Source organism: Variovorax sp. CAN15 (assembly GCF_030462475.1).
Taxonomy (GTDB): Bacteria; Pseudomonadota; Gammaproteobacteria; order Burkholderiales; family Burkholderiaceae_C; genus Variovorax.
This window is the reverse complement of record NZ_JASMRZ010000003.1, coordinates 191,288-215,309: the sequence shown is the minus strand read 5'-3', so window position 1 is coordinate 215,309 and position 24,022 is coordinate 191,288. Positions and strand designations below refer to the sequence as shown.

Sequence of the window (24,022 nt, the reverse complement as noted above, 5' to 3'; positions counted from 1 at the left end):
ACTGCCTTCTCCAGAGTTAGGGCGCCCGCAAGGGCGCTTTTTTTTGCCCCGGGCGTGTTGGCCGACAATCCCCGTGGCATCAACGGAGAGCAATGGCATGGCGGGCAGTCGCAAGTCGAAGGGAGAGCAAGAGAAGAAGGAGGGCGGCCTCGACGCGCGGCCGGACGGCAAGGTGCGTTGGTCCAAGAGCATGCGTGAGGCACTTGCGCGGTTCAACGACCGGCCCTGCGGTCAGTGCGGCGGCTCTCTCTCCGACGAGCGCAGCCTGCCCGACAGCCTCGACTTCTTCCGCCGCCACCGCTCCAGCTTTTATCCGCCGCGCGCCGCGCGGCTGCGCATGCTCGAGATGCACGGCGCGGCGGCGGCAGAGCTGCTCTTCGAGCCCTCGCCGCACAAGGAAGCCGTCGCCGACCTGCTGGCCATCCATGACGCGGAGGTGGTACGTTTCTTCGTCGCGCAGGTCAAGCAGATCGACTGCAAGAACGCGCTCGTGAAGCAGGCGGCGCGCTGGCCGCTCTTCGTGCTGCGCGAGCTGCTGTCGGCGAGCCCTGCGCGGCACCAGGCCGGCGCGGCGCTCATCCTGGAGCTGCTCGCGGCGAATCCCGAGTGGCAGGAGCCGCTCGAAGCCTCCTGCGACGAGGCCCAGCGCAAGACGCTCGCGCGCCTGCAGGAAGACGGCTCCGCCGGCGTGGCCGACGCGCCCGCCGCCGACTGGCCCGCGCTGCTGCGCCGTCCGCCGTGGAAGAACCGGCAGGCGCTGCCGGTCATTCCGGTGCTGGCGCTGCAGCCCCTGCCGCCAACGGCTCGGCTGCACTGGGCCGACCTGCAGCCGCCGCAGTACCTGCAGGCCACGGGCGACCTGTCCGACTGGCTGGCACGCGAGGTGCGCGTTTCGCGTGATCGCTCCAATCAGTGGATGACCGAGTTCCCGCGCCACCAGCCCGATGCGCCGGACGCCATCCGCGAGGGCGGCAACCTGCACAAGGCGCTGTGGATGCTGGGACTGCGCCCCGAGCTCATCGACGACACCGTCGCCGGCCGCCACGAGATCGCCGGCCCCGAGGACTTCGGCATGCTGCCCGGCACGCGCTGGGGCGTTGCCGAATACATCTGGCAGCTGCCCGCGCCGCTGGCCGTGGCGGCGTTCACGCACGGGCCGGCCGTAGATCACTTCATGGGCGACGTGGCGCGCGTGCGGCCCATCCTCCATGCCCTCGGCGCGGACGCGCTGCCGGGGCTGCCGCGCTTCCTCAAGCAGGGCTCGCGCGCGATGTTCGAGCTGGCCTCGGTCATCGAATGGGACCCGCTCGCCGGCTGGATCGCCAAGGGCTTCCACACCAACCGCTGGGTGCGGCGCGAAGCGGCCGCATGGCTGGAGCACTACCCCGACACCGCCGCCCGCGGCCTCGTTCCCATCGCGCTGGGCGAGCCCGGCCCCGCGCACGAATCGGCACAGGCCGCGCTGCGCTGGCTGCACGACACGGGCCATGCCGAGGCCGTGCGCACGCAGGCGCTGGCCTACGGCGCCGAAGCGGCCGACGCGGTGGCGCAGCTGCTGTCCATCGCGCCCGAAGACGTTCTGCCCGACAGCCTGCCCGTGGTGCCCAAGACGCTGCCGCTGCAGACGCTGCCCCGGCTGATCCTCGCCAAAAGCGGCCTCGCGCTGCCGCAGGCCGTGGTGCCCGATGTGCTGATGGCGATGATGCTCGGCAAGCCCGACGCGCCATACCCGGGGCTCGCCCCGCTGCTGGACGCGCTCGCACCCGACTCCCTCGCGCGCTTCGGCCGCGCGCTGCTGGCCTGGTGGATCGGCAACGGCCGCCCGAGCAAGGAGCGCTGGATGTTCGCGCTGCAGGGCCGCCTCGGCGACGGCGAAACCGCGCGCCAGCTCTACGGCCTGCTGCGCCAGTGGCGCGCCGCGCTCGACCGCGTGCGCGCCTACGACGCCATGGCCATGCTCGGCGAGATCGGCAGCGACGCCGCGCTGATGCACCTGGCCGAGCTCGCGCGCCAGACCCGCTACGACGACCTGCGCACCCGCGCCGACCGCATGCTCGGCGAGGTGGCCGAGCAGCGCGGCCTGAGCCTCGACCAGCTGGCCGACCGCACCGTGCCCGACCTCGGCCTGGACGCCCGCGCGCGCCTCACCTTGGACTTCGGCCCGCGCAGCTTCGAGGTGCGCATGGACGACAGCTTCCAGCCCGTGGTGCACGACGCGCGCGGCAAGGCGCTCAAGACGCTGCCCAAGGCCGGCGCGAACGACGACCCCGGCAAGGCCGCCGCCGCGGCCACGCAGCTCAAGGACCTGCGCAAGCTCGCGAAGACCGTCGCCGCCACGCAGATCAGGCGGCTGGAGGCAGCGATGTGCGCGCAGCGGCGATGGGGCCCCGACGAGTTCATGCCCTTCTTCGCCAACCATCCGGTGCTGCGGGTGTTCAGCAGGCCGCTGGTGTGGGGCCTGTTCGATGCATCCGACAGGCTCGAAGGCACCTTCCGCGTCACCGCCGAAGGCGAGCTGGCCGACCTGCACGACGATCCGGTGAAGCTGCCGGAGAACGCGCGCATCGGCCTGCCGCATCCGCTGGACTTTGCGGCGCTCGATGCGTCGCTCGCGGGCGCATGGGGCCAGGTGCTGGCCGACTATGAGCTGCTGCAGCCCTTCGAGCAGCTGGCGCGCCAGTCCTTCGTGCTCGACGATGCGCTGCGCGCCGGCCGCGAGCTGCCGCAGTGGGCCGGCCGCGCGGTGTCGAACGCCGCGCTCATGGGCCTGGAAACGCGCGGCTGGGTGCGCGAGGTGGGCGACGGCGGCATGGTCAACAGCTTCAACAAGGGCGTGCCCGGCGAGGGCCAGGTCTGCCTGCGGCTGGAAGAGGGCTGGTTCGTGCAGGACAGCCCCGACGGCAAGGTGCTGCAGACGGTGCACGGCGTGGCGCTCACCGGCACCGAGCGCACGCTGGGCGACCTGCCCGCCATCGCCTTCAGCGAGATCGAGCGCGACCTGCAGCGCGCGGTGAGGGAGACAACGGCATGAACCGCAACCTGTGGCTGCTGGCCATCTGCCAGGGACTGCTGCTGACGAACAACGTGACCTTCATCGCCATCAACGGGCTGGTGGGGCTGGCCATCGCGCCGCGCGGCTGGATGGCGACGCTGCCGGTGATGAGCTACGTGATCGGCGGCGCGCTCTCCACCGGCCTGGTGGCGCGCACGCAGCAGCGCTTCGGCCGGCGCGGCTCGTTCCAGACCGGGCTGGCGGTGGCGCTGGTGTCGGCCCTGCTGTGCTGCTTCGCGGCGGTCACGAGGAACTTCTGGCTGCTGTGCTTCGCCACGGTCATTGCCGGCTACTACAACGCCAACGCCGGGCTCTACCGCTTCGCGGCGGCCGAGCTGGCGGCGCCGGAGTGGCGTGAGAAGGCGGTGTCGATGGTGATGGCCGGCGGGCTGATCGGCGCCGTGGCCGGGCCCAACCTCGCCAAGGCCACGCGCGAGGCTTTCGCCGTGCCCTTCGCCGGTGCCTACATCGCGTTGGCCGCGGTGGCGCTGCTGTCGATGGCGGTGATGCACTTCATCGAATTCCCGCCCGCGCCCACGCGCAAGGAATCAAGCGGCGGGCGCTCGCTGGCGGAGATCGCGCGGCAGCCCGTGTTCATCGTGGCGGCCGCGGCAGGCGCGCTGGGCTACGGCGTGATGAACCTGCTGATGGCAGCGACGCCGATCGCGATGCAGATCTGCAGCCTGCCGTTCTCCGACGCCGCGCTGGTGCTCGAATGGCACGTGATCGGCATGTTCGCGCCGGGCTTCTTCACCGGCCACCTGATCCGCCGCTTCGGCGCGCTGCCGGTGATGGGCGCGGGGCTGCTGCTGAACCTCGGCTGCATCGCCATTGCGCTCTCGGGCGTGGAGCTGCAGCACTTCATCGTGTCGCTGTTCCTGCTGGGCGTGGGCTGGAATTTCCTCTTCACCGGCAGCACCACGCTTTCGCTCACGGCCTACGCGCCCGAGGAACGCGACCGCGCGCAGGGCGCGCTCAACTTCTGCGTGTTCGCCACGCTGGCGCTGACATCCTTCGCCTCTGGCGTGCTGGTGACCACGCAGGGCTGGCGGCTGCTGAACTTCGGCTCGCTGGTGCCGGTGGCGCTGACGGGTGCGGCGCTGCTCTGGCTGGCGCGCCGCAAGCGCGCCGTCAGGCCCGCGGCGGAAAACGCCGGTTGAGCCAGCGCTGCAGGGCTTCGAAGACCGGTTCGGCCTCGAGCTCGTTGAAGATCTCGTGGTACAGCGTGTCGAAGCAGTGCGCCTCGACCTTGCCGCCGGACGCCGCCGCCGATGCGAAGGCGCGGCTCGCGGCGGGCCGCACGAGACGGTCGTCGCCCGCGTAGAGCAGCAGTGTCGGCACCGGCCAGTTCGCAGCGCGCTGCTGCACGGTTCCTCCTTCGTAGGCCAGGAAGCGCGCGAGGCGCCCGCCGATGCGGTCGTGCGTGAGCGGATCGTCGCGGTAGGCCTGCACCACGGCCGGGTCGTGCGAGAGGTAGTTGTCGTCCAGCCCGTTGCCCACGCGCAGGTTGGGCGCCAGGCGCGGCAGCACCGCGAGCAGCATCTTCTGGAAGCCGCTGAGGCCCGGGTCGAGCCCCGGCGAGGAAAGCACCAGCCCATCGACCTGCCGCACGCCGCGCGCCACCAGGCTCGCGGCGACCAGCCCGCCCAGGCTGTGGCCCAGCAGCACCAGCGGCAGGCCGGGGTTCTCGCGGCGCGCGTCGTCGATCAGGAGGGCAAGGTCGTCCACCAGCCGCAGTTCGCCCGGCAGGCCGCCGCGCGCACCGGTCGATTCACCGTGCCCGAAGTGGTCGTGCGCCCACACGGCGAAGTTCCATTCGTGCAGGCATTCGGCGAGCGCGTGATAGCGGCCCGCATGCTCGCCGAGCCCATGGACCACCACGATCACCGCGCGGGCCGGGCCGGGCGCCGGCAGCCGGCGCAGGGCGAGCGTCTCGCCGTCCGGGGTCGACAGCGAAACGCGCTGCGGCAAAGGCAGCGCCTCGCTCAAGCGGCCACCGGCTCCGATGTGGCCGCGCGATGCGCAACCGGCAATGCGGCGATCACTTCAGCCACGGCCGCGGTGAGCTTCTTGGCGTAGGGCACGTGCAGGAACTCATTGGGGCCGTGCGCGTTGCTCTTGGGGCCGAGCACGCCGCAGACCATCATCTGCGCCTTCGGGAAACCGGCGCTGAGCATGTTCATCAGCGGGATCGTGCCACCCTGGCCGATGTAGCCGCAGGAGGCGCCGAAGTGCGCCTGCGAGGCCTTGTTGAGCGCGTCTTCAAACCACGGCGTGATGGTGGGTGCGTTCCAGCCGGTGGCGCCGCCGTTGCTTTCGAAGGTCACGCGGGCCTGGTAGGGCGCGTTGTCCTCGAGCAGCGTCTTGAGGTTCTGCACCGCCTCGGCCGCGTCGACCAGCGGGGGCAGGCGCAGCGACAGCTTGAACGCGGTGTAGGGGCGCAGCACGTTGCCCGCGTCCTTCAGCGCCGGAAAGCCTTCGGCGCCGGTCACCGACAGCGTGGGCTTCCAGGTGCGATTGAGCAGGGCCTCGACCGGATCGGTGGTGGTGGGCAGCGCGAACATGGTCGAGCCGCCGCAGTCGTAGTGCGCCCACGGGAAGCGCTTGTAGACCTCCTCGCCGAGGATCGCGGCGGTGGCCCTGGCCTGCGCGAGGCGGTCGGCCGGCACTTCGCAGTGGAAGCTCGCGGGCAGCAGGCGGCCGGTGGCGCTGTCTTCGAGGCGGTCGAGCACCTGCCGCATGATGCGGAAGCTGGAGGGCACCAGGCCCGAGGCGTCGCCGGAGTGAATGCCCTCGGTCAGCACCTCGACCTTGAGCGTGCCGCTGGCCATGCCACGCAGCGAGGTGGTGAGCCACAGCTGGTCGTAGTTGCCGGCGCCGGAGTCGAGGCAGATCACGAGCTCGACGTTGCCCAGGCGCGGACGCAGCGCGTCGACATACGGCAGCAGGTCGTAGGAGCCGCTTTCCTCGCACGTCTCGATCAGGCCGACGATGCGCGGATGCGCCGCGCCCTGGCTCTTGAGCGCCTGCAGCGCGGCGATGCTGGCGTACACCGCGTAGCCGTCGTCGGCGCCGCCGCGGCCGTAGAGCAGGCCGTTCTCGTACTTGGGCGTCCAGGGGCCGAGGTCGTTGCGCCAGCCGGTGAACTCGGGCTGCTTGTCGAGGTGGCCGTACATCAGCACGGTCTCGCCCATTTCGGTGCCGGTGGCCGGCACTTCGAAGAACAGCACCGGGGTGCGGCCCTCCAGGCGCACGATCTCCAGCTTCAGCCCCTCGACCTTCTGCGCCTCGACCCAGGCGGCGGCGTTGCGCAGCACGGTCTCGAGGTAGCCGTTGGCCGACCAGTCCTTGTCGAAGCCGGGCGACTTGGCCGGGATGCCGATGTAGTCGGTGAGTTGCTTGAGGATGTCGCCGTCCCATTGGGCGGTGACGTCGGACAGGGCGCGCTCGGCGTCGAGCGTGCCGGCGGGCATTTCGCGGTGCAGGGGGGCGTTCATCGGTGGGTTCTCCGCGGGTGACGAAAGAAAGCACGCATTTTGCGCCCGGGAGCGTCCGCGCGTAGAGTGCGGGCGATCTCAACCCGGAGGGCCACGTGAGCAAGGCGAACATCAAGGTGGGCATCGGCGGCTGGACCTACGAGCCCTGGCGCGACAACTTCTACCCCAAGGGACTGGCGCACGCGAAGGAGCTGAACTACGCGAGCCGCAAGGTCAGCGCCATCGAGATCAACGGCACCTACTACAGCACCTTCAAGCCCGAGACCTTCCGCAAGTGGCATGACGACACGCCCGACGACTTCGTCTTCTCGATGAAGGCCTCGCGCTTCGCGACCAACCGCAAGCTGCTGTCGGGCGCGGGCGATTCCATCAAGCGCTTCATCGACAGTGGCGTGGCCGAGCTGGGCGACAAGCTCGGGCCCATCGTGTGGCAGTTCATGCCGACCAAGCAGTTCGACGCGGAGGACTTCGAGGCCTTCCTGGCGCTGCTGCCGAAGAAGGAGGGCAGCCGCGTGCTGCGGCACGTGATGGACGTGCGGCACGAGAGCTTCATCGTGCCCGCCTACAAGGCGCTCGCGAAGAAGTACAAGGTGTCGACGGTGTTCACCGACGCCGAGAAATTCCCGTCCTTCGAGGAGCCCGAGGGCGACATCGCCTACGCGCGGCTGATGATGGCCGACGCCATGCTGAAGACGGGCTACGCGCCGAAGGCCCTCGACACATGGGCCGAGCGCGCGCGAGGCTGGGGCGCCTCGCCGAAGAAGCGCGACGTGTTCGTCTACTTCATCAACGGCGCCAAGGAAAAGGCACCGGCGGCTGCCGGTGCCTTGCTGGAGCGTCTTGGATGGACCGCACCTACCGAGTGAAAGAAGCCTGCGGGCGCCGCCGGGCCGTTCCCAAGGCGGCCCGCGCCACCCCCTCGGGGGTGGAGCTACACGCAGCGAAGCGGAGTGAAGAGCCGGGGGGCCGACTTCAGGCCGCGGCCTGCAGCGAGGGCTTGGCGGCGCCGAAGCTGATCTCGCCGGAGATCTGGCCGCCTTCCTCGATCACGATCTTGCCGTAGCGGATCTTGCCGGTGACCTTGCCGGTCGAATGGATGACGAGCTTCTCGCGCACGGTGAGGCTGCCGTCGAATACGCCGCGGATCTCGGCGATGTCGATTTCGGCCGAGCCCTTGAAGGCGCCCTGTTCGGCGATCTGCATCAGGCGCGAGTCCATGGTGGCTTCGACGAGGCCTTCGACCACGAGCGTGTCGCAGTCGGTGATCTCCACGCCCTTGAGCTTGATGTTGGGGCCGACGGTGAGCTTGCTGCCACCTTCCTTGACGGCGGGCGCCGCTGCGGCATTCAGGCCGCCTTGCTGCGCGGTGAGCGAAGAGGGATTGACGGGGGTTCCGGAGAGGTTGGTGCCCGAACCGACGAGCGGCGCGGGGCGGGATGTCAACGAATCGGTGTCACGATCGCGCTTGCCGAAGAAGGGGGACTGTGTAGCCAAAGGGGAGCTCCTCATGAAAGGGACTATCGTAAGAACGCACTCACGGCCTGCGGCACTTCATTGCGCAAGAAGCGTAACCGAATAAGTCGATCGCGCGCATGACAATGTGGCGCCATGAGCTCTTCAAACGCCCAATGGAACGCCGCATCGCGCGCGATGTCGTCCACCACCGACTCGCGCTTCGACAAGCCCGCGCACGGCTGGCGGCGCACTCTTTTCACGGTGATCTTCGAGGCAGACACGCGCGCGGGGCTGTGGTTCGACCTCGCGCTGATCGCGGTGATCGTGGCCAGCGTGCTGGTGGTGATCCTCGACAGCGTGCAGTCCATACGCGAGCAGTGGCGCTCGGTGTTCAACGTGCTCGAATGGATCTTCACCATTCTCTTCACGCTGGAGTACATCGCGCGGCTGAGCTGCGTGAACAAGCCGCTGCGCTACGCGACGAGCTTCTACGGCGTGATCGACCTGCTGGCGCTGCTGCCGACCTTTCTCGTGGTCTTCGCGCCGGAGATGGGGCTGGGCTACCTCATCGACGTGCGCATCCTGCGCCTGCTGCGCGTGTTCCGCATCTTCAAACTGTCGCGTTACTCGGCGGAGTACCGCGCGCTGGTGTCGGCGGTGGCGGCGAGCCGGCGAAAGATCACCGTGTTCGTGGGCTTCGTGATGCTGGTGGTACTGGTGATGGGCACGCTGATGTACGTGGTCGAGGGGCCGCAGCACGGCTTCACCAGCATTCCGGTGGCGATCTACTGGGCGATCTCGACGATGGCCACCGTGGGCTTCGGCGACCTCGTGCCCAAGACCGACCTGGGCCGCGCCATCGCCTCGGTGATGATGCTGGTGGGCTGGGGCGTGCTCGCGGTGCCGACCGGCATCGTGACCGCCGAGATGGCGCGGCACGGCAGCGGCGACGAATCGGCAGCGGTCCCGTTGGCGCCGCGCGGCGTTCTCGCGATGGTCGAACCGTCACCCGCTGCACCGGCGAAGAGGCTCACTCCTGCGGCCAGGCGACGCGCCCTTGCCCAGCATCGCCGAGGCGCGCGATGAAGGCGTCGGCATCGGGCTCCGGCAGCGAGAAGGCGAAGGCCACGTCGTCGCCATGCTGCACGCCTTCGAGCACCGCGCCCGCCGCCGCAAGCTCGCGCCGCACCAGTCCTTCGAGCGCATAGGGCACGGTGCAGCGCAGGCTGCGCTGGCGCAGCAGCGGCACCAGCGTGGCGCCGAGCAGGGCCTGGGCGACCGCGTCGGTGTAGGCCCGCACGAGGCCGCCCGCGCCCAGCTTCACGCCGCCGAAGTAGCGCACCACGGTCGCGAGCGCGCCTTCTACCTGCTGGTGGCGCAGCACCTCCAGCATCGGACGCCCCGCGGTGCCGCCGGGCTCGCCGTCGTCATTGGCGGCCGACTGGCCGCCCGCCATGAGCGCCCAGCACACGTGCGCGGCCGCGGGATGCTGGGCGCGCAGCGAGGCGACCACGGCCAGCGCGGCGGCGCGATCGACCACCGGCTGCACGCAGCCGATGAAGCGGCTCTTCTTGATGATCAGCTCGCTGTGGACGGGCTGTGCGAGCGTGAAGCTCATCCGGCGATGCGCTCTTCTGAAGCGGTCAGCCGCCGCCGCGCTCGAACTTGAAGACCGCCGTGCTGGCACGCGCGTTGGGCAGCCAGCGCACGGCGCGGCCGTTCTGCAGCCCGAAGGCGTCGAGCACGCGCAGGTTGTTCTTGCCGGCGAGCACCTCGAAGTCCTTGAAAGTGCCGACGCGGATGTTGGGCGTGTCGTACCACTGGTAGGGCAGGCGGCGCGTCACCGGCATGCGCCCGCGCGCCACGCTCAGGCGATTGGGCCAGTGCGCGAAATTGGGGAAGGCGACGATGCCGATGCGGCCCACGCGCGCGGTCTCGCGCAGCATGACCTCGGCATTGCGCAGGTGCTGCAGCGTGTCGATCTGCAGCACCACGTCGAAGGAGGCGTCGTCGAACATCGCGAGGCCTTCGTCGAGGTTGAGCTGGATCACGTCGACGCCGCGACGGATGCACTGCAGCACGTTGTCGTCGGCGATCTCCACGCCGTAGCCGGTGCAGCCGCGCTCGCGCTGCAGCAGGTCGAGCAGGGCGCCGTCGCCGCAACCGAGGTCGAGCACGCGCGAGCCTTGCGGCACCAACTCGGCAATGAGTCGTTGATGTTCGAGGTCGCTCATTGCTGGAACTCCCGGGCGACGCGCTCGAAGTAGGAACGCACCACGCCCATGTAGCGCACGTCGTCGAGCAGGAAGGCGTCGTGGCCGTGCGGCGCGTCGATCTCGGCATAGCTCACGTTGCGGCTGTTGTCGAGCAGCGCCTTGACGATCTCGCGGCTGCGCGCGGGCGAGAAACGCCAGTCGGTCTTGAAGCTCACCAGCAGGAACTTGGCGCGCGCCTGGGCCAGCGCGGCGCTGAGCTTGCCGCCGTGGCTGCGCGCGGGGTCGAAATAGTCGAGCGCGCGGGTGATCAGCAGGTAGGTGTTGGCGTCGAAGTATTCGCTGAACTTGTCGCCCTGGTAGCGCAGGTAGCTCTCGATCTGGAACTCGACGTCCTGCGTGGAGTAGCGGTAGTCGGCGCCCGCCACCTCGCCCTCCACGGCACTGCGCAGGATGCGGCCGAACTTGGCGTTCATCACGTCGTCGCTGAGGTAGGTGATGTGGCCGATCATCCGCGCGATGCGCAGGCCGCGCTTGGGCACCACGCCGTGCTCGTAGAAGTGACCGCCGTGGAAATCGGGGTCGGTGACGATGGCGCGGCGCGCCACCTCGTTGAAGGCGATGTTCTCGGCCGTGAGGTTGGGCGCGCTGGCCACGACCACGGCGTGGCGCACGCGATCGGGGTACTGCAAGGTCCACGACAGCGCCTGCATGCCGCCGAGGCTGCCGCCCATGACGGCGGCGAGTGTCTCGATGCCGAGCGCGTCGAGCAGGGCGGCCTGGGCGTCGACCCAGTCTTCCACCGTGACCACCGGGAAGTCGGCGCCGTAGACGCGGCCGGTGGCGGGGTTGACGTGCATCGGGCCGGTCGAGCCGAAGCAGGAACCGAGATTGTTCACGCCGATCACGAAGAAGCGGTCGGTATCGAGCGGCTTGCCTGGGCCCACCATGTTGTCCCACCAGCCCTCGGAGCGAGCCTGCCCCTGGTAGACGCCCGCGACGTGGTGCGAGGCATTGAGCGCATGGCACACGAGCACGGCATTGCTGCGCTCGGCGTTGAGGGTGCCGTAGGTTTCGTAGGCGAGCGTGTAGTCGCTGATCGATGCGCCGCTGCGCAGGGCCAGCGGACCCGCGAACTGCATCGATTGCGATGTGACGACCAGAGGTGGTGACGACGACATGAATGAAAAAACCCGGCCTCGCCAAAAACGAGCCGGGTTGTTCGCCAACTGACTGTCTTTAGCTGAATTTATTAAGCGCCCGCAAGCTGAAGCAAATCGGCGCAGCGGAAGTATATCCCCCAGGCTTCGCGCGCTGCGTGTCGCTTCGCCAACCCCCTCGGGAAGGGGGACAGCACCTGCGGCCCGGCGGAGCCGGTTCCGCGGTGTTTCTGCGAAGGGTTAGGCCACTTTCTTACCAGCCGATGATCATGATCACGCCCAGCACCAGGAAGATCGCAGCCGAGATCCCGTGCACAAGCTTGATCGGCACGCGCCGCACGATCCTCTCGCCAAGCCACACCACGGGGGCGTTGGCCAGCATCATGCCCAGCGTGGTGCCCACGACCACCCAGAGGTAGTCGTGCGTGAAGCGGGCGGCGAGCATGACGGTGGCGATCTGGGTCTTGTCGCCCATCTCGGCGAGGAAGAACGCGATCACGGTGGTGCCGAAGACGCCGAACTTGGAGGTACCGGGGGCATCGTCGTCGTCGAGCTTGTCGGGGATCAGCATCCAGACGGCCATCGCGATGAAGGAGCCGCCCAATATCCAGCGCAGCACCTCGGGCCCGAGCCAGCGCGTGATGTAGTTGCCGACCGCGCCCGCAAGCGCGTGGTTGATGACGGTGGCGGCGAAGATGCCGAGGACGATGGGCCAGGGTTTCCTGAAGCGGGCGGCCAGGAGAAGGGCCAGGAGCTGGGTCTTGTCGCCCATTTCCGCGAGCGCGACGACGCCCGTTGCTACGAGAAAAGCTTCCATGATGATGTGGGGTTCCTTGGGCCGAAGGACGCAATTGACCGTGCAACACCTTCGGCCATATTCCCGAAGTTGCACGGTCAAAGGTCTCGCCAGGTGTGTTCACTGCACGCGCCATATCCTGGTGGGACAGGACAAGTCTGTTGACGCGGGCCCTTCTCGCAGATCGGAAGGCGGCTACTCCCCAATGACGGGCGGAATTCTACATCCGTGCGCGGATGTAGGGCGAAGGGCCTCGCCAGATCATGAGAGTAAGCACTAGCCTTTGAATAGTTTTGACAGGTGCTACCTCAAGAAGCAATTTCCCGCTTGCAATTCGGATATTTCACCCATAATGCACGAGCCTCCCTCTTCATTTTGGTCGGGAGACAGTTCGGTGATCGGTCAGTTTCGCGCGACTCGACGCTCTCGTTTGAGTGATGCTTTCGGGACTCCATCGCTTTTCTTGATGTGTTTATAGGAGTCCCTTGATGGGCAACAAACTGTACGTCGGCAACCTGCCCTACTCGGTGCGCGACGGAGATCTCGAACAAGCCTTCGGGCAGTTCGGCGCAGTGACCAGCGCCAAGGTCATGATGGAACGTGACACCGGCCGCTCGAAGGGCTTCGGCTTCGTCGAGATGGGCAGTGACGCGGAAGCACAGGCCGCAATCAATGGCATGAACGGCCAGCCCCTGGGCGGCCGCAGCGTCGTCGTCAACGAAGCACGTCCGATGGAAGCTCGTCCCCCGCGCAGCGGCGGCTACGGCGGCGGCGGTGGTGGTTATGGCGGCGGTGGTGGCGGTGGCTACGGCGGCGGTGGTGGCGGCTACGGTGGTGGCGGCCGCTCCGGCGGTGGTGGCGGCGGCTACGGCGGCGGTGGCCGCAGTGGTGGCGGCGGCGGTGGTGGCGATGGCGGTTTCCGCAGCCCCTACGGCGCTGGTCCCCGTGGCGGCGGCGGTGGCCGCTCGGGCGGTGGCGGCGGTGGTTACGGCGGCGGCAACAGCGGCTACTGATCCCTGCGACACTCCGAAGCACACTCAGACAGACAAAAGGCTCCCTCGGGAGCCTTTTTCTTTAGGCGATCGGTTGGAGGGCCGGGCCGATCAGGCCTCGCCGCTTCGCTTCTTCCGCTCGCGCCCCTGCACCGCCCGGTCGAGCATCGCGTTCGGCAGCATGCGCATGATCTTGGCGACCACGCCCATCTGCCAGGGAATCACGCGGTAGCTGGTGCCGGCTTCGATGGCGCGCAGCGCCTGGGCGGCAAAATCTTCCGCGCTCATGAGGAAGGGCATGCCGTAGCGGTTGCCCTGCGTGAGCGGGGTGTCGATGTAGCCCGGGCACAGGGTGACGACCTTGACGCCGCTCTTGTGCAGTTCGCCGCGCAGGCTCTCGCAGTACGCCACCACGCCGGCCTTGCTCGCGCAGTACGCGCCGTGCCCCGGCAGTCCGCGGATGGACGCCACGCTGCCGATGCCCACCAGCCTCCCGCTGCCGCGCTCGACCATCGCCTGCACGAAGGGATGGAAAGTGGCCATCAGGCCCACGTTGTTGGTCGCGAAGGTGCGCGCCATCACGTCGATGTCTTCGCGCTCCGCCGTATCGATGCCCACGCTGATGCCGGCATTGGCGATCACCACGTCGGGCAGCCCCTGCCGCTCGATGCAGGCGTTGCCGGCGGCGATGATGCTGTCGGTCTGCGCCACGTCGGCGCCGTAGACCCGGTAGCGGTCCGCGCTCAGCTGGCGGGCGCTCGCCCACGCTTCGATTTCTCCCGTGCGCCGCGCGACCAGCGCCAGCCGGTAGCCCGCGTCGTAGAAGCTCGCGGCCAGCGCCTGGCCGATGCCGCTGGAAGCGCCGGTGATGAAGACGAGCGGGGAGCCGTTGGCCATGCTACGAATCTTCCTCAGCGCTTTTTTGCAGGCGCAGGAGCAGCCGCTGCTGCCGCCGACGGAATCAGTACGCCGCGCACCCGGCCGTTGAGGTTGGCCACGCCGGTCACGTTGTCGTAGTCGAGCGTGTCGCCGGTGAACTGGTCGGTACCGCGGATGAGAGTGACCGGCTTGTTCGACGTGACGCGCTCGGTGTCGACGTAGGCATGCAGGAAGTCGCCGCGGAACTCCAGCCGCGGCGTGGGCTTGCCGTTCGGCCCCACCGACGGATCGCGGATGACGATGGCGTTGCCGAACAGCTGAAGCTCGCTGCCGTCGGAATTCGACAGGCCGCGATCGGCCGTCGCGCGCGTCACCAACCCTTCGGGCGACACCGAGCGCATGCGCACCTTGTCGACCTCGATGGTGTCGGTGTCGGGATAGTGCCGGCCTTCGGTGCCGTGCAGTTCGCTGCGCAGATCGCCGTTGGGCAGGAAGTTCTTGATGACGAAATCGCGCATGAAATAGTCGGGCTGGTGCGTGGGCGCGACCTTGGCCGTGGGCTCCAGAAGCTTGGGCGCATTGCGCACCAGCCAGTAGGTGCCAAGCGCGACTGCCGCCGTCAGGATGATCGGCAGATAGATCGTGGCGCGGTCCAGAACGTCGCGCACCATGTCCCATGCGCGTTTCACGTTGCTCATGCGTTGGGCCCCCGGGCAGCGTCGAGCAGGACGCGGTACTGGCCGCAGGCCGTGAGCAGCAGGTCGCAGAACTCGCGCGCCGCGCCCTCGCCGCCGCGAGCCTTGGTGACGTATCGCGCGATGCCGCGCACTTCCGCATGGGCATTCGCCGGCGCCGCCGCAAAGCCCACGCGCGCGAGCACCGGCAGGTCGGGCCAGTCGTCGCCGATGGCAGCGGCCTGCGCCCAGCCGAAGCCGAGCTGGTCGAGCATGGCCTGCGCAGCCGGCAGCTTGTCCTCGGTGCCGTAGCGCACGTGCTCGATGCCCAGCGCTTCCAGGCGCACGCGCAGCGGCTTGGAGTCGCGCCCGGTGATCACGGCCGGCACGATGCCCGCCTTGCGCAGCAGCTTCAGGCCGTAGCCGTCGAGGATGCTGAAGCGCTTGAGCGTCTCGCCGTGCTCGGTGAAGTACACGCCGCCGTCGGTCAGGACGCCGTCGATGTCGAAGAAGACGATGCGCACGTCCTGCGCGGCAAGCAATGTCTCGGCCTGGAACTCGAGGGGCATCAGATGACCTTCGCGCGCATCAGGTCGTTGGTGTTGATCGCACCCACGACCACGCCGGCGCCGTCGATCACGAACAGGCGGGTGATGCCGCACTGCTCCATGAGCTCGGCAGCTTCCACCGCCAGCGCGTCGACGCGGATGGTGCGCGGGTTGCGGTGCATGACGTCGACCGCCCTGGGGCTGCGCAGGTCGGCGCCGGCCTCGATCAGCCGGCGCAGGTCGCCGTCGGTGAAGATGCCCGAGGCTCGGCCGTCAGGCTCCACCACCGCCGCGGCGCCGAAGCCCTTGTTGCTCATGGCGCGCATCAACTCGCTGATATTGGCGTCGGGTGCCACGCGCGGAACGTCGTCGCCCGAGCGCATGACGTCGCTCACGTGGGTGAGCAGCTTGCGCCCGAGCGCGCCGCCCGGGTGCGAGCGCGCGAAGTCTTCCGAGCCGAAGCCGCGCGCGTCGAGCAGCGCCACGGCCAGCGCGTCGCCCATCGCCATCTGGGCGGTGGTGCTGGCGGTGGGGGCGAGGTTGAGCGGGCAGGCCTCCTTGGACACGCCCGCGTCGATCACGATGTCGGCATGGCGGGCGAGGGTGGATTCGGGGCGCCCGGTCATGGCGATCAGGGGCACGCCCTGGCGCTTGACGACCGGCAGGATGACGGTGAGCTCGTCGACCTCGCCGCTGTTGGAGATGGCGAGCACCAGGTCGACCGCCTTGATCATGCCGAGGTCGCCGTGGCTGGCCTCGGCCGGGTGTACGAACATCGCGGGCGTGCCGGTGGAGGCGAGGGTGGCGGCGATCTTGCGGCCGACGTGGCCGCTCTTGCCCATGCCCATCACGACCACGCGGCCGCGCACTTCGAGAATCTTGCGCACGGCCTCGACGAAGCTGGGGCCGACGCGGTTCTTCAGGCCGGCGACGGCTTCGGCTTCGATGTCGAAGGTGAGGCGTGCCCGGGCCAGGATGGCTTCGGGGTCGACCACGGGGGCCGGGGCGGGACGGGAGCTCATCGCCGGATTTTACGGGCCAGCGGCTTGCCCCCGCGCCCGGCCCCCTCGTGCCCCGGGCCCATCCCTGAGCCGGCGCCGGTGTCCTCCCCGAGGCGCCGCGCACGGCTCTTGCTCTAGCATCGGCGCCTATGTCTTCGTTCGATCTCACGCTGTTGTACCTGCTGGCCGCGGTGATCGGCGTGGTGGCGTGCCGCTCCCTCAAGCTGCCGCCGATGCTGGGCTATCTGTCGGCCGGCGTGCTGATCGGGCCGCACGCCTTCGCGCTGGCCCAGAACACCGAAGGCATCCAGCACCTCGGCGAGTTCGGCGTGGTGTTCCTCATGTTCGTGATCGGGCTGGAGTTCAGCCTGCCCAAGCTGCGCGCGATGCGAAAGCACGTGTTCGGCCTGGGCATGCTGCAGGTGCTGCTGACGATGGCCCTGGCCACCGCCGGCGCATTGCTGATGGCGCGGCTGCTGCCGCCTGCGTGGCAGCTGGGCTGGCAGACCGCGCTGGCGCTGTCGGGCGCGCTCACCATGAGCAGCACGGCCATCGTGGTCAAGCTGATGGCCGAGCGGCTCGAACTCGAGAGCGAGCACGGCAAGCGGGTGATGGGCGTGCTGCTCTTCCAGGATCTGGCGGTGGTGCCGCTGCTGGTGCTGATCCCGGCGCTGGGCGCGCCGCCCGAGGCACTGGCCAAGGCGCTGGGCCTGGCGCTCCTGAAGGCGAGCTTCCTGATCGGTGTGCTGCTCTACGGCGGCCCGCGCGTGATGCGCTGGTGGCTCACGCTGGTGGCGCGGCGGCGCAGCGAGGAGCTCTTCATCCTGAACGTGCTGCTGATCACGCTCGGGCTGGCCTGGCTCACCGAACTGGCCGGCCTGAGCCTGGCGCTGGGCGCCTTCATCGCGGGCATGCTGGTGTCGGAGACCGAATACAAGCACCAGGTCGAGACCGACATCCGCCCCTTCCACGACGTGCTGCTGGGGCTGTTCTTCATCACCGTGGGCATGTCGCTCGACTGGCACATCGTGGTCGAACGCTGGCTGCTGGTGGCCGTGCTGCTGCTGGTGCCGCTGGCCTTCAAACTGGGGCTGGTGACGGTGCTGGCGCGGGTGCTGGGCGCCACCTCGGGCGTGTCGCTGCGCACCGGCCTCTACCTCGCGCAAGCCGGCGAGTTCGGTTTCGTGCTGCTGACGCTAGCCCAGGAGCGCAGCCTGCTGCCGCAATGGCTGGCCAACCCGGTGCTGGCGTCGATGGTGCTGTCGATGCTCGCGACGCCCTTCATCATCATGTACAGCAACGCCATCGTGCGAAAGCTGGTGGCCAGCGACTGGCTGCAGCAGTCGCTGCAGATGACGACCATCGCGCGCAAGACCATCAACACCGCGCAGCACGTGATCATCTGCGGCTACGGGCGCTGCGGCCAGAACCTGGCGCGCATCCTGGAGCGCGAGGGCATCCCGTACATGGCGCTCGACCTGGACCCCGACCGCGTGCGGCAGGCCGCCGCCGCCGGCGACTCGGTGGTGTTCGGCGACGCGGCGCGGCTGCAGGCGCTGATGGCCGCAGGCCTGGCGCGCGCCAGCGCGGTGGTGGTGACCTACCTCGACGTGCCCGGCGCGATGAAGGTGCTGGCCAACACGCGCGCCCACGCGCCGCACGTGCCGGTGATCGTGCGCACGCAGGACGACCATGACCTCGAGAAGCTGCAGGCTGCCGGCGCCACCGAGGTGGTGCCCGAGGCCATCGAGGGCTCGCTGATGCTCGCCAGCCATGCGCTGGCGCTGGTCGGCGTGCCGATGCGGCGCGTGATCCGCGTCGTGCAGGACCAGCGCGACGCCCGCTACAACCTGCTGCGCGGCTACTTCCACGGCGCCGACGACGACAACGCCGACGAGATCGACCACGAGCGGCTCAACAGCTTCACGCTCGATGCCAGCGCGCGCGCCGTCGGACAGACGCTGTCGGGGCTCGGGCTGCACGCGCTGGGCGTGCGCATCGCGAGCCTGCGCCGGCACGACGGCCAGCCGCGCACGCTGGCCGACGACACGGTGCTGTCGGACGGCGACACCCTCGTGCTCTCCGGCAAGCCGGCCGCGCTGGCGATGGCCATCGAGCGGCTGCAGAAGGGCTGAGCGGCAGCGCGCCGACGCGCTCAGTTGATGAGCGTCGGGTTGCGCTTCTCTTCCTCGATGCGCTGCTGGCGGCGCACCGCCTCGCATTGCGCGTGGGCCTTGTACTCGGGCTTCAGGCACTGCGCCGCCATGCACTGGGCCCTGGCGATGAAGTTGCGGTCGCCGCACATGGCCGCCGGCTCGGCCGGCGCCGCCGGTGCGGGCGGCGGGGCAGGAACTGCGACAGGAGGCGGTGCCTCCGCGGCGGGCTGGGGCGCGGCTGCAGCGGCCGGCTGCTTGCGCGCCTGCTTGGCGGGGGGCTTGGGCGGCGGAGATGCCGCCGGCGCGGCTTCCGCAGGAGCCGCCGGCGCTGCCTGGTCGGCAGGCTGCGCATCCATTGCTGCGGGCTCGGCGGGCGCCGACGGCGGCGGCTCGGCCGCGAGCGGCGCGGCGACGGGCGCTGGCACCTCGGCAGCCGGCGGCGCGATTTCCTCGGCGGTGGGGGCCGTCTTGCGCGTCCCGTAGCCGGACCAGCCCGCCACGATCATCGCCACGGCCATCACCAACAGGCCGACCCACAGCAGGATCGCCCGCCAGCGCGGCGCCCGTTCGACGGCAGCTGGCTTGCGGATCCTGACCCGGGGGGGCTTCCTCGATCTTTCGCGCGACGGCGCCCAGTTCGATTCCAGCCCCTGCGGTGCGGCGGGCGGCGCCGGCACGCGCGGCGAGCCGTCGTCGTGCAGCATGAGAACGGTCTGCTCCTCGTCGTCATGCCGCGGCGCGGAAGCTGGCGACCTGCTGAAGAACGACTGGCGGGCCGGCATCGGCGCCGGAGGGATTTCTTCCAGCGGCGCAGGAATGGTCGGCGCGCGAAGCTGGGCCGGTGCCGTGGTGGCCCATTCGCGTTCGGGAGTCGGCGGCGGCGGGATCCGGTCTCCCGCGGCGGACAGCTTGATGCCGCAGCTCCTGCAGAAATTCGCGCCGTCACGGTTCTCCGTGCTGCAGACCGGACAGATCGAGGCCATGGATTGCTTGCTGACTACTTCTTGTTTTTCGGGGGGTCCTGAACGGAGGTGGCTGGCCTGCATTCGACGGAGCGTTCCGGCGGCGGGCGGTCGAGGAGGCTTCCTGCTCAGGTCACCGCGACGCGCTTGGATCGGTGCGCCATGCGCTTGGCGATCACGCCGCCCAGCGCCATCGCGATCTCCAGCGCCATGTTGGGCTGGCGGTTGGACATCTCGGCGAAGCGGATCGCGGTGAGCCGCCACACCCGGCCCGCGCCGGTGACCACCACGTTGGCCGAGTGCGGCTGCCGCGAGAAGAACGAGCCTTCGCCGACCACCGAACCCGCGGTGAGCACGGCCAGCTTCATCTGTTCCTTGCTGCTGACGCGGTGCACGCTGATGGCGCCGCTCTCGACGAAGAATACCGAGCGGTCGGGCGTGCCCTGCTCGATCAGCACGTCGCCCACGCCGGTCTCGATCGGCTGCAGGTACCCCGCCAGCGTTTCCCACTGCTGGACGTTGAACGTCAACGCGAATGCATCGGTGTTGATGTTCTCCGCGATGGCGCGGCTCAGGTTCTGGATTGACATGTGTTTCTCGGCCCCCGCATGTGAGCCGAAGTATCCGCGATGGCCGTGAACTTCGGCTACAAGTGTTTACGTTTTTCGCGGGCGCCTGCCGCCGTCTGTGGCTATTTACCAATGCAGAAGCGCGAAAAGATGACACCCAGCAGATCGTCCGCGCCGAACTCGCCCGTGATCTCGTTCAGGGCGTTCTGCGCGAGGCGCAGCTCCTCGGCCAGCAGGTCGAGCAGTTGGGCCCGTGCCTCCAGGTGGCCCGCCGCCAGCGCCAGGTGCGTTTCGACCCGGGCCAGCGCCTGCACGTGGCGCGCACGCGCGAGGTAGACGCCCTCAGGCACGGCCTGCCAGCCGGCCATGGCCAGCAGCTGCTCGCGCAGGGCCTCGATGCCCAGGCCGGTCTTGGCGGAAAGGGCAATGCCCTGTTCGGGGTGGGCCGCGGGCGCCGCGTCCCGCTTGTTCCAGACGTCGAGCACCGGCACGCTCGCGGGCAGCTTCTGCCGCAGGCCGGCCAGGATTTCGGCGTCGGCGGCGGCGTAGTCGGACTGGCTCGCGCGCGTCAGGTCGTGCAGGAACAGCACCGCGTCGGCACTCTCGATCTGGCCCCAGGCGCGCGCCACGCCGATCTGCTCGACCTCGTCGCTGCTCTCGCGCAGGCCGGCGGTGTCGGCCACGTGCAGCGGCACGCCGTGGATCTGGATGGTCTGCGAGACCACGTCGCGCGTGGTGCCCGCCACGGCGCTCACGATGGCCAGTTCCGCGCCGGCCAGCGCGTTGAGCAGCGAACTCTTGCCCGCGTTGGGCTGCCCCGCGATCACGACCTTGATGCCCTCGCGCAGCAAAGCGCCCTGGCGCGCGCGCTGCTGCACGGCGGCGAGCTGCGACTGCAACTTCGCCAGCTGCCCCGAGGCATCGGCCTTCTGCAGGAAGTCGATTTCCTCCTCGGGAAAGTCCAGCGTGGCCTCCACCAGCATGCGCAGGTGGATCAGCGCGTCGCGCAGCGTATGGATCTCGCGCGAGAAGGCGCCCGACAGCGAGCGCCCGGCGCTGCGCGCGGCCGCCTCGGTGCTGGCGTCGATCAGGTCGGCAATGGCCTCGGCCTGCGCCAGGTCGATCTTGCCGTTGAGGAAGGCTCGTTGGCTGAACTCGCCGGGCTCGGCCACGCGCAGGCCGGGCAGGCGGGGGCGGCCGGAGATCGGGTCGGGCTCGGCCGCCGCCTCGAGGCAGCGCGCCAGCAGCAGTTGCAGCACGACCGAGCCGCCATGGGCCTGCAGCTCGAGCACGTCCTCGCCAGTGAAGGAGTTCGGCGAGGGAAAGTGGATGGCCAGGCCGTGGTCGACGGGTTCGCCGTCCGCGTCGCGGAACGGCAGGTAGGTGGCCTCGCGCGGCTTGAGCGCACGGCCGCAGATCGCGTCGACCAGCGGCGCCAGCCTGGCGCCCGACACGCGCACGATGCCGACCGCGCCGCGCCCCGAGGCGGTGGCGATGGCGACGATGGGATCGGAGGTGCGGGCGAGCATGGTGATGCGGATTCTTTCAGCAAAAAGGGCCGCTGACGCGGCCCTTCGTGGGATGGCTGGAGTGCCGTGCGGCAACTGCCGTTATTTGGTGCCGAGCACGCCCAGGCGCTTGTTGATAAACCACTGCTGCGCGATCGACAGCACGTTGTTCGTGATCCAGTACAGCACCAGGCCGGCCGGGAAGAAGATGAACATCACGCTGAACGCGAGCGGCATGATCCACATCAGCTTGGCCTGCATCGGATCGGGCGGCGTCGGGTTGAGCCAGGTCTGGAACAGCGACGTGGCCGTCATCACGATCGGCAGGATGTACCAGGGGTCGGGTGCCGACAGGTCGGTGATCCAGCCGATCCAGGGCGCGTGGCGCATCTCGACCGACGAAAGCAGCACCCAGTACAGCGCGATGAACACCGGGATCTGGATCACGATGGGGAAGCAGCCGCCCATCGGATTGACCTTCTCGGTCTTGTAGATCCGCATCATCTCCTGCTGCATCTCCTGCGGCTTGTCCTTCAGCCGCTCGCGCATTTCCATGATCTTCGGGTTGATGGCCTTCATCTTGGCCATGCTGGCGTAGGCCTTGGCGTTGAGCCAGTAGAAGGCCGCCTTCAGCAGCACCACCAGCGCGACGATCGACCAGCCCCAGTTGCCGATCAGGCCGTGCAACTGGTTCAGCAGCCAGTACAGCGGCTTGGAGATGATCGCGAAGATGCCGTAGTCCTTCACCAGTTCGAGGCCGGGGGCGATGGCTTCGAGCTTCTTTTCTTCCTCGGGGCCGGCGAACAGTACGCTGTTCACGACCTGCGTGGCACCGGGAGCGATCTTCGGCAGCGTGGCCACCATGGCGATGGAGAACTGGTTGTCGCCCAGGTCCTTCACGCGGAATTCGCGGCGCAGCTGCTCGCTCGCCGGGTCGCCCTTGAGCAGCCAGGMCGACACGAAGTAGTGCTGCACCATCGCGATCCAGCCGTCGTTGGCCGCAGGAGGCGGCTCGACCTTGCCCTTGGCGATGTCCTTGAAGTCGAGCTTGTGGAACTTCTTCTCGTTGGTGTACGCGGCCGGGCCGGTGAAGGTGTTGGTGCCGAACATGGTGCCGGCGGCCACGGTGCCGTGGCGCTGCAGCTGCAGGTAGAGCTGCGCATCGCGGGGCTGGTCGCTGGTGTTGACCACTTCGTGGCGCACGCCGATGGTGTACTCGCCGCGGTGGAACACATAGGTCTTGACGTACTTCAGGCCGCCGACGGGAGCGCTTTCGAAGCTCACTTCCAGCGTGTTCTGGCCATCGGCCATCTCGCGCGGGCCGGTCCGGGGCGTCATCTGCGTCAGGTGGTTCGGGAAGCGCTCGCCGGTGTCGACCTGGTTCAGCAGGCCGGTCTGCGCGACGTAGCGAGTGGCGGGCGAGCCGTTTTCGAACAGCACTACGTGCTTGGTGCGGTCGGCTTCGTCGTACTTGCGCAGCTCGAGGTGGTTGACCGTGGCGCCTTCGCTGTCGATGCTCGCCTTGAACAGGTCGGTGGTCACGTTGACCTGCTCGCGCGGCGCGGCCGCGACGGCCTGCGTGGGCACCGCGCCCGCGTTGCCGCTACCGGATGCGGCAGGCACGCCGTTGCTGTTGGCTGCGGAAGCGGTGGTTGCGGGAGCGGCGGCCGTGGCGGCCGGCTTGGTCGACGGCAGGAAGGTCGGCTTGTTGCCGTTGAAGACCTGCCATTGGTCCCACAGCAGCACCAGCGAGAAACCAAAAATCACCCACAGTATCGTGCGGCGGATATCGTTCATGACGAAGACTTCTTGTCGGAAGAGAGAAGAGACGAAAACAGCGATCCTGACCGGTCAGTGCGACGCTGCGATTTCGGCGGGACCGGATCGTGGCCGCCCTGGCACCAGGGCTGGCAGCGCGCGATGCGGTGCAGGGTGAGATAGCTGCCCTTGAGCGCGCCATGCACCTCCAGCGCCTCGATCGAATACACGGAGCAGGTCGGCGTGAAGCGGCACGACTGGCCGAGCCAAGGGCTCAGCAGCAGGCGGTAGGCCTTCACGAAGCCGATCAGCAGGCGTTTCATGACGAAAAAGGAGGAGGAGGGGCAGGAGGGGCCGCGGGAGCGCGCGCGGCACGTGCCAGCAGCTGCTGGAGTTCGGCGCGCACGGCTGCCTTGAGCTTGTCCGAAGAGGCGCTCACGAATTCCTTGCGATCGAAGCCCGCGCGCAGCCGCACTACGTGCGCGGCACGGGGCAGGGCGGCGCCCGACTGCGCGCTCACGGAATAGATCTGGCGCTTGATGGCATTGCGCGTGACGGCGCGACGCGCCCAGCGCTTGGGCACCATGGCACCCAGCCAGACGTCGTCGGACGCGAACAACGGCTGTGCGCTCGATGCGAGATCGAGCGCACAGCGGTGCAATGCGAAATGAGCAGTGCGCGCCACGGTGGCACCTGCGAGGACGGCCTGGAATTGCGCGCGGGACTTGAGCCGCTGCATGGAAGCCGGGCCGCTTGTGTCATGCCTGCCCGGGCCGGAAGCCCCGGCGGATGGAGCTGGCGC

The 24,022-nt window shown here is 69.0% G+C and carries 23 protein-coding genes and 1 riboswitch; of the genes, 6 read left to right on the top strand and 17 right to left on the bottom strand.

What is annotated here, in order from left to right:
- Window positions 1–97: 97 nt before the first annotated feature.
- Together QMO14_RS04330 and QMO14_RS04325 are read left to right on the top strand one after the other, a co-directional pair.
- A complete protein-coding gene (locus tag QMO14_RS04330; protein ID WP_301504828.1) occupies window positions 98–3,031 on the top strand; it encodes a DUF4132 domain-containing protein in 2,934 nt (977 codons plus the stop codon).
- Window positions 3,028–4,212 (top strand): MFS transporter, encoded by a 1,185-nt coding sequence (locus QMO14_RS04325; RefSeq protein ID WP_301504826.1) that lies wholly within the window; start codon window positions 3,028–3,030, stop codon window positions 4,210–4,212. Before QMO14_RS04330 ends, QMO14_RS04325 begins: the two co-directional genes overlap by 4 nt.
- On the opposite strand, the gene QMO14_RS04320 is transcribed toward QMO14_RS04325, so the two are convergent.
- Both QMO14_RS04320 and QMO14_RS04315 read right to left on the bottom strand, forming a co-directional pair.
- Window positions 4,184–5,041, bottom strand: a complete 858-nt coding sequence (locus tag QMO14_RS04320; protein ID WP_301504824.1) for an alpha/beta hydrolase — start codon at window positions 5,039–5,041, stop codon at window positions 4,184–4,186. The genes QMO14_RS04325 and QMO14_RS04320 overlap by 29 nt on opposite strands.
- On the bottom strand, window positions 5,038–6,549 hold the full coding sequence (locus QMO14_RS04315) for a M20 family metallopeptidase (protein ID WP_301504822.1): 1,512 nt from the start codon (window positions 6,547–6,549) through the stop codon (window positions 5,038–5,040). The genes QMO14_RS04320 and QMO14_RS04315 overlap by 4 nt, the downstream gene beginning before the upstream one ends.
- 95 nt (window positions 6,550–6,644) lie before the next feature.
- Here QMO14_RS04315 and QMO14_RS04310 point away from each other — a divergent pair, with 95 nt between their 5' ends.
- Window positions 6,645–7,415: a DUF72 domain-containing protein gene (locus QMO14_RS04310; protein ID WP_301504820.1), complete on the top strand. Its 771-nt coding sequence runs from the start codon at window positions 6,645–6,647 to the stop codon at window positions 7,413–7,415.
- A gap of 106 nt (window positions 7,416–7,521) precedes the next feature.
- On the opposite strand, the gene QMO14_RS04305 is transcribed toward QMO14_RS04310, so the two are convergent.
- Complete coding sequence (locus tag QMO14_RS04305) at window positions 7,522–8,043, bottom strand: polymer-forming cytoskeletal protein (protein WP_301504818.1); 522 nt, start codon at window positions 8,041–8,043, stop codon at window positions 7,522–7,524.
- Window positions 8,044–8,157: 114 nt separating this feature from the next.
- Here QMO14_RS04305 and QMO14_RS04300 point away from each other — a divergent pair, with 114 nt between their 5' ends.
- Window positions 8,158–9,090 carry an ion transporter gene (locus tag QMO14_RS04300; RefSeq protein ID WP_301504816.1) on the top strand — a complete coding sequence of 311 codons (933 nt, stop codon included), beginning with the start codon at window positions 8,158–8,160 and terminating at the stop codon, window positions 9,088–9,090.
- Here the strand turns inward: QMO14_RS04300 and QMO14_RS04295 are convergent.
- From QMO14_RS04295 to QMO14_RS04280, 4 genes are all read right to left on the bottom strand, one after another.
- Window positions 9,035–9,622, bottom strand: coding sequence for a YigZ family protein (locus QMO14_RS04295; RefSeq protein ID WP_301504814.1), 588 nt, complete (start codon window positions 9,620–9,622; stop codon window positions 9,035–9,037). The genes QMO14_RS04300 and QMO14_RS04295 overlap by 56 nt on opposite strands.
- A gap of 25 nt (window positions 9,623–9,647) precedes the next feature.
- Window positions 9,648–10,238, bottom strand: coding sequence for a methionine biosynthesis protein MetW (metW, locus tag QMO14_RS04290; RefSeq protein WP_301504812.1), 591 nt, complete (start codon window positions 10,236–10,238; stop codon window positions 9,648–9,650).
- Window positions 10,235–11,398, bottom strand: a complete 1,164-nt coding sequence (locus QMO14_RS04285) for a homoserine O-acetyltransferase (RefSeq protein ID WP_301504810.1) — start codon at window positions 11,396–11,398, stop codon at window positions 10,235–10,237. Before QMO14_RS04285 ends, metW begins: the two co-directional genes overlap by 4 nt.
- A gap of 232 nt (window positions 11,399–11,630) precedes the next feature.
- Complete coding sequence (locus tag QMO14_RS04280) at window positions 11,631–12,194, bottom strand: TMEM165/GDT1 family protein (protein ID WP_301504808.1); 564 nt, start codon at window positions 12,192–12,194, stop codon at window positions 11,631–11,633.
- A gap of 17 nt (window positions 12,195–12,211) precedes the next feature.
- Window positions 12,212–12,389: riboswitch (yybP-ykoY riboswitch) on the bottom strand.
- Window positions 12,390–12,661: 272 nt separating this feature from the next.
- Between QMO14_RS04280 and QMO14_RS04275 the strand changes: the two genes are divergently transcribed.
- Window positions 12,662–13,186, top strand: a complete 525-nt coding sequence (locus QMO14_RS04275) for an RNA-binding protein (protein ID WP_301504807.1) — start codon at window positions 12,662–12,664, stop codon at window positions 13,184–13,186.
- A gap of 90 nt (window positions 13,187–13,276) precedes the next feature.
- On the opposite strand, the gene QMO14_RS04270 is transcribed toward QMO14_RS04275, so the two are convergent.
- The 4 genes from QMO14_RS04270 to QMO14_RS04255 are packed head-to-tail and all read right to left on the bottom strand — an operon-like array spanning window position 13,277 to window position 16,288.
- Window positions 13,277–14,062: an SDR family oxidoreductase gene (locus QMO14_RS04270; protein ID WP_301504805.1), complete on the bottom strand. Its 786-nt coding sequence runs from the start codon at window positions 14,060–14,062 to the stop codon at window positions 13,277–13,279.
- Window positions 14,063–14,076: 14 nt separating this feature from the next.
- On the bottom strand, window positions 14,077–14,742 hold the full coding sequence (gene lptC / locus QMO14_RS04265; RefSeq protein ID WP_301504803.1) for an LPS export ABC transporter periplasmic protein LptC: 666 nt from the start codon (window positions 14,740–14,742) through the stop codon (window positions 14,077–14,079).
- Window positions 14,739–15,287: an HAD family hydrolase gene (locus QMO14_RS04260; RefSeq protein ID WP_301504801.1), complete on the bottom strand. Its 549-nt coding sequence runs from the start codon at window positions 15,285–15,287 to the stop codon at window positions 14,739–14,741. The genes lptC and QMO14_RS04260 overlap by 4 nt, the downstream gene beginning before the upstream one ends.
- Complete coding sequence (locus QMO14_RS04255) at window positions 15,287–16,288, bottom strand: SIS domain-containing protein (protein ID WP_301504800.1); 1,002 nt, start codon at window positions 16,286–16,288, stop codon at window positions 15,287–15,289. Before QMO14_RS04255 ends, QMO14_RS04260 begins: the two co-directional genes overlap by 1 nt.
- 128 nt (window positions 16,289–16,416) lie before the next feature.
- Between QMO14_RS04255 and QMO14_RS04250 the strand changes: the two genes are divergently transcribed.
- Window positions 16,417–18,402: a monovalent cation:proton antiporter family protein gene (locus QMO14_RS04250; protein ID WP_301504798.1), complete on the top strand. Its 1,986-nt coding sequence runs from the start codon at window positions 16,417–16,419 to the stop codon at window positions 18,400–18,402.
- A gap of 20 nt (window positions 18,403–18,422) precedes the next feature.
- On the opposite strand, the gene QMO14_RS04245 is transcribed toward QMO14_RS04250, so the two are convergent.
- The 6 genes from QMO14_RS04245 to QMO14_RS04220 form a co-directional block, all read right to left on the bottom strand.
- Window positions 18,423–19,406 (bottom strand): zinc ribbon domain-containing protein, encoded by a 984-nt coding sequence (locus QMO14_RS04245; RefSeq protein ID WP_301504796.1) that lies wholly within the window; start codon window positions 19,404–19,406, stop codon window positions 18,423–18,425.
- Window positions 19,407–19,513: 107 nt separating this feature from the next.
- Window positions 19,514–19,975: a Crp/Fnr family transcriptional regulator gene (locus QMO14_RS04240; RefSeq protein ID WP_301504794.1), complete on the bottom strand. Its 462-nt coding sequence runs from the start codon at window positions 19,973–19,975 to the stop codon at window positions 19,514–19,516.
- Window positions 19,976–20,076: 101 nt separating this feature from the next.
- Window positions 20,077–21,483, bottom strand: a complete 1,407-nt coding sequence (gene mnmE, locus QMO14_RS04235) for a tRNA uridine-5-carboxymethylaminomethyl(34) synthesis GTPase MnmE (protein ID WP_301504792.1) — start codon at window positions 21,481–21,483, stop codon at window positions 20,077–20,079.
- A gap of 81 nt (window positions 21,484–21,564) precedes the next feature.
- Window positions 21,565–23,259, bottom strand: a complete 1,695-nt coding sequence (yidC, locus tag QMO14_RS04230) for a membrane protein insertase YidC (RefSeq protein WP_301504790.1) — start codon at window positions 23,257–23,259, stop codon at window positions 21,565–21,567.
- On the bottom strand, window positions 23,256–23,543 hold the full coding sequence (gene yidD / locus QMO14_RS04225) for a membrane protein insertion efficiency factor YidD (protein ID WP_301504789.1): 288 nt from the start codon (window positions 23,541–23,543) through the stop codon (window positions 23,256–23,258). The genes yidC and yidD overlap by 4 nt, the downstream gene beginning before the upstream one ends.
- On the bottom strand, window positions 23,540–23,959 hold the full coding sequence (locus QMO14_RS04220) for a ribonuclease P protein component (RefSeq protein WP_301504786.1): 420 nt from the start codon (window positions 23,957–23,959) through the stop codon (window positions 23,540–23,542). The genes yidD and QMO14_RS04220 overlap by 4 nt, the downstream gene beginning before the upstream one ends.
- Between the last annotated feature and the right edge of the window lie 63 nt (window positions 23,960–24,022).

Coding starts and splice junctions, on each gene's coding strand:
- yidD (WP_301504789.1), bottom strand. CDS start 23,543: ATGAAACGCCTGCTGATCGGCTTCGTGAAGGCCTACCGCCTGCTGCTG.
- QMO14_RS04280 (WP_301504808.1), bottom strand. CDS start 12,194: ATGGAAGCTTTTCTCGTAGCAACGGGCGTCGTCGCGCTCGCGGAAATG.
- QMO14_RS04285 (WP_301504810.1), bottom strand. CDS start 11,398: ATGTCGTCGTCACCACCTCTGGTCGTCACATCGCAATCGATGCAGTTC.
- lptC (WP_301504803.1), bottom strand. CDS start 14,742: ATGAGCAACGTGAAACGCGCATGGGACATGGTGCGCGACGTTCTGGAC.
- QMO14_RS04245 (WP_301504796.1), bottom strand. CDS start 19,406: ATGGCCTCGATCTGTCCGGTCTGCAGCACGGAGAACCGTGACGGCGCG.
- QMO14_RS04275 (WP_301504807.1), top strand. CDS start 12,662: ATGGGCAACAAACTGTACGTCGGCAACCTGCCCTACTCGGTGCGCGAC.
- mnmE (WP_301504792.1), bottom strand. CDS start 21,483: ATGCTCGCCCGCACCTCCGATCCCATCGTCGCCATCGCCACCGCCTCG.
- QMO14_RS04315 (WP_301504822.1), bottom strand. CDS start 6,549: ATGAACGCCCCCCTGCACCGCGAAATGCCCGCCGGCACGCTCGACGCC.
- QMO14_RS04330 (WP_301504828.1), top strand. CDS start 98: ATGGCGGGCAGTCGCAAGTCGAAGGGAGAGCAAGAGAAGAAGGAGGGC.
- QMO14_RS04295 (WP_301504814.1), bottom strand. CDS start 9,622: ATGAGCTTCACGCTCGCACAGCCCGTCCACAGCGAGCTGATCATCAAG.
- QMO14_RS04240 (WP_301504794.1), bottom strand. CDS start 19,975: ATGTCAATCCAGAACCTGAGCCGCGCCATCGCGGAGAACATCAACACC.
- QMO14_RS04250 (WP_301504798.1), top strand. CDS start 16,417: ATGTCTTCGTTCGATCTCACGCTGTTGTACCTGCTGGCCGCGGTGATC.
- QMO14_RS04270 (WP_301504805.1), bottom strand. CDS start 14,062: ATGGCCAACGGCTCCCCGCTCGTCTTCATCACCGGCGCTTCCAGCGGC.
- QMO14_RS04220 (WP_301504786.1), bottom strand. CDS start 23,959: ATGCAGCGGCTCAAGTCCCGCGCGCAATTCCAGGCCGTCCTCGCAGGT.
- metW (WP_301504812.1), bottom strand. CDS start 10,238: ATGAGCGACCTCGAACATCAACGACTCATTGCCGAGTTGGTGCCGCAA.
- QMO14_RS04260 (WP_301504801.1), bottom strand. CDS start 15,287: ATGCCCCTCGAGTTCCAGGCCGAGACATTGCTTGCCGCGCAGGACGTG.
- QMO14_RS04325 (WP_301504826.1), top strand. CDS start 3,028: ATGAACCGCAACCTGTGGCTGCTGGCCATCTGCCAGGGACTGCTGCTG.
- QMO14_RS04255 (WP_301504800.1), bottom strand. CDS start 16,288: ATGAGCTCCCGTCCCGCCCCGGCCCCCGTGGTCGACCCCGAAGCCATC.
- QMO14_RS04300 (WP_301504816.1), top strand. CDS start 8,158: ATGAGCTCTTCAAACGCCCAATGGAACGCCGCATCGCGCGCGATGTCG.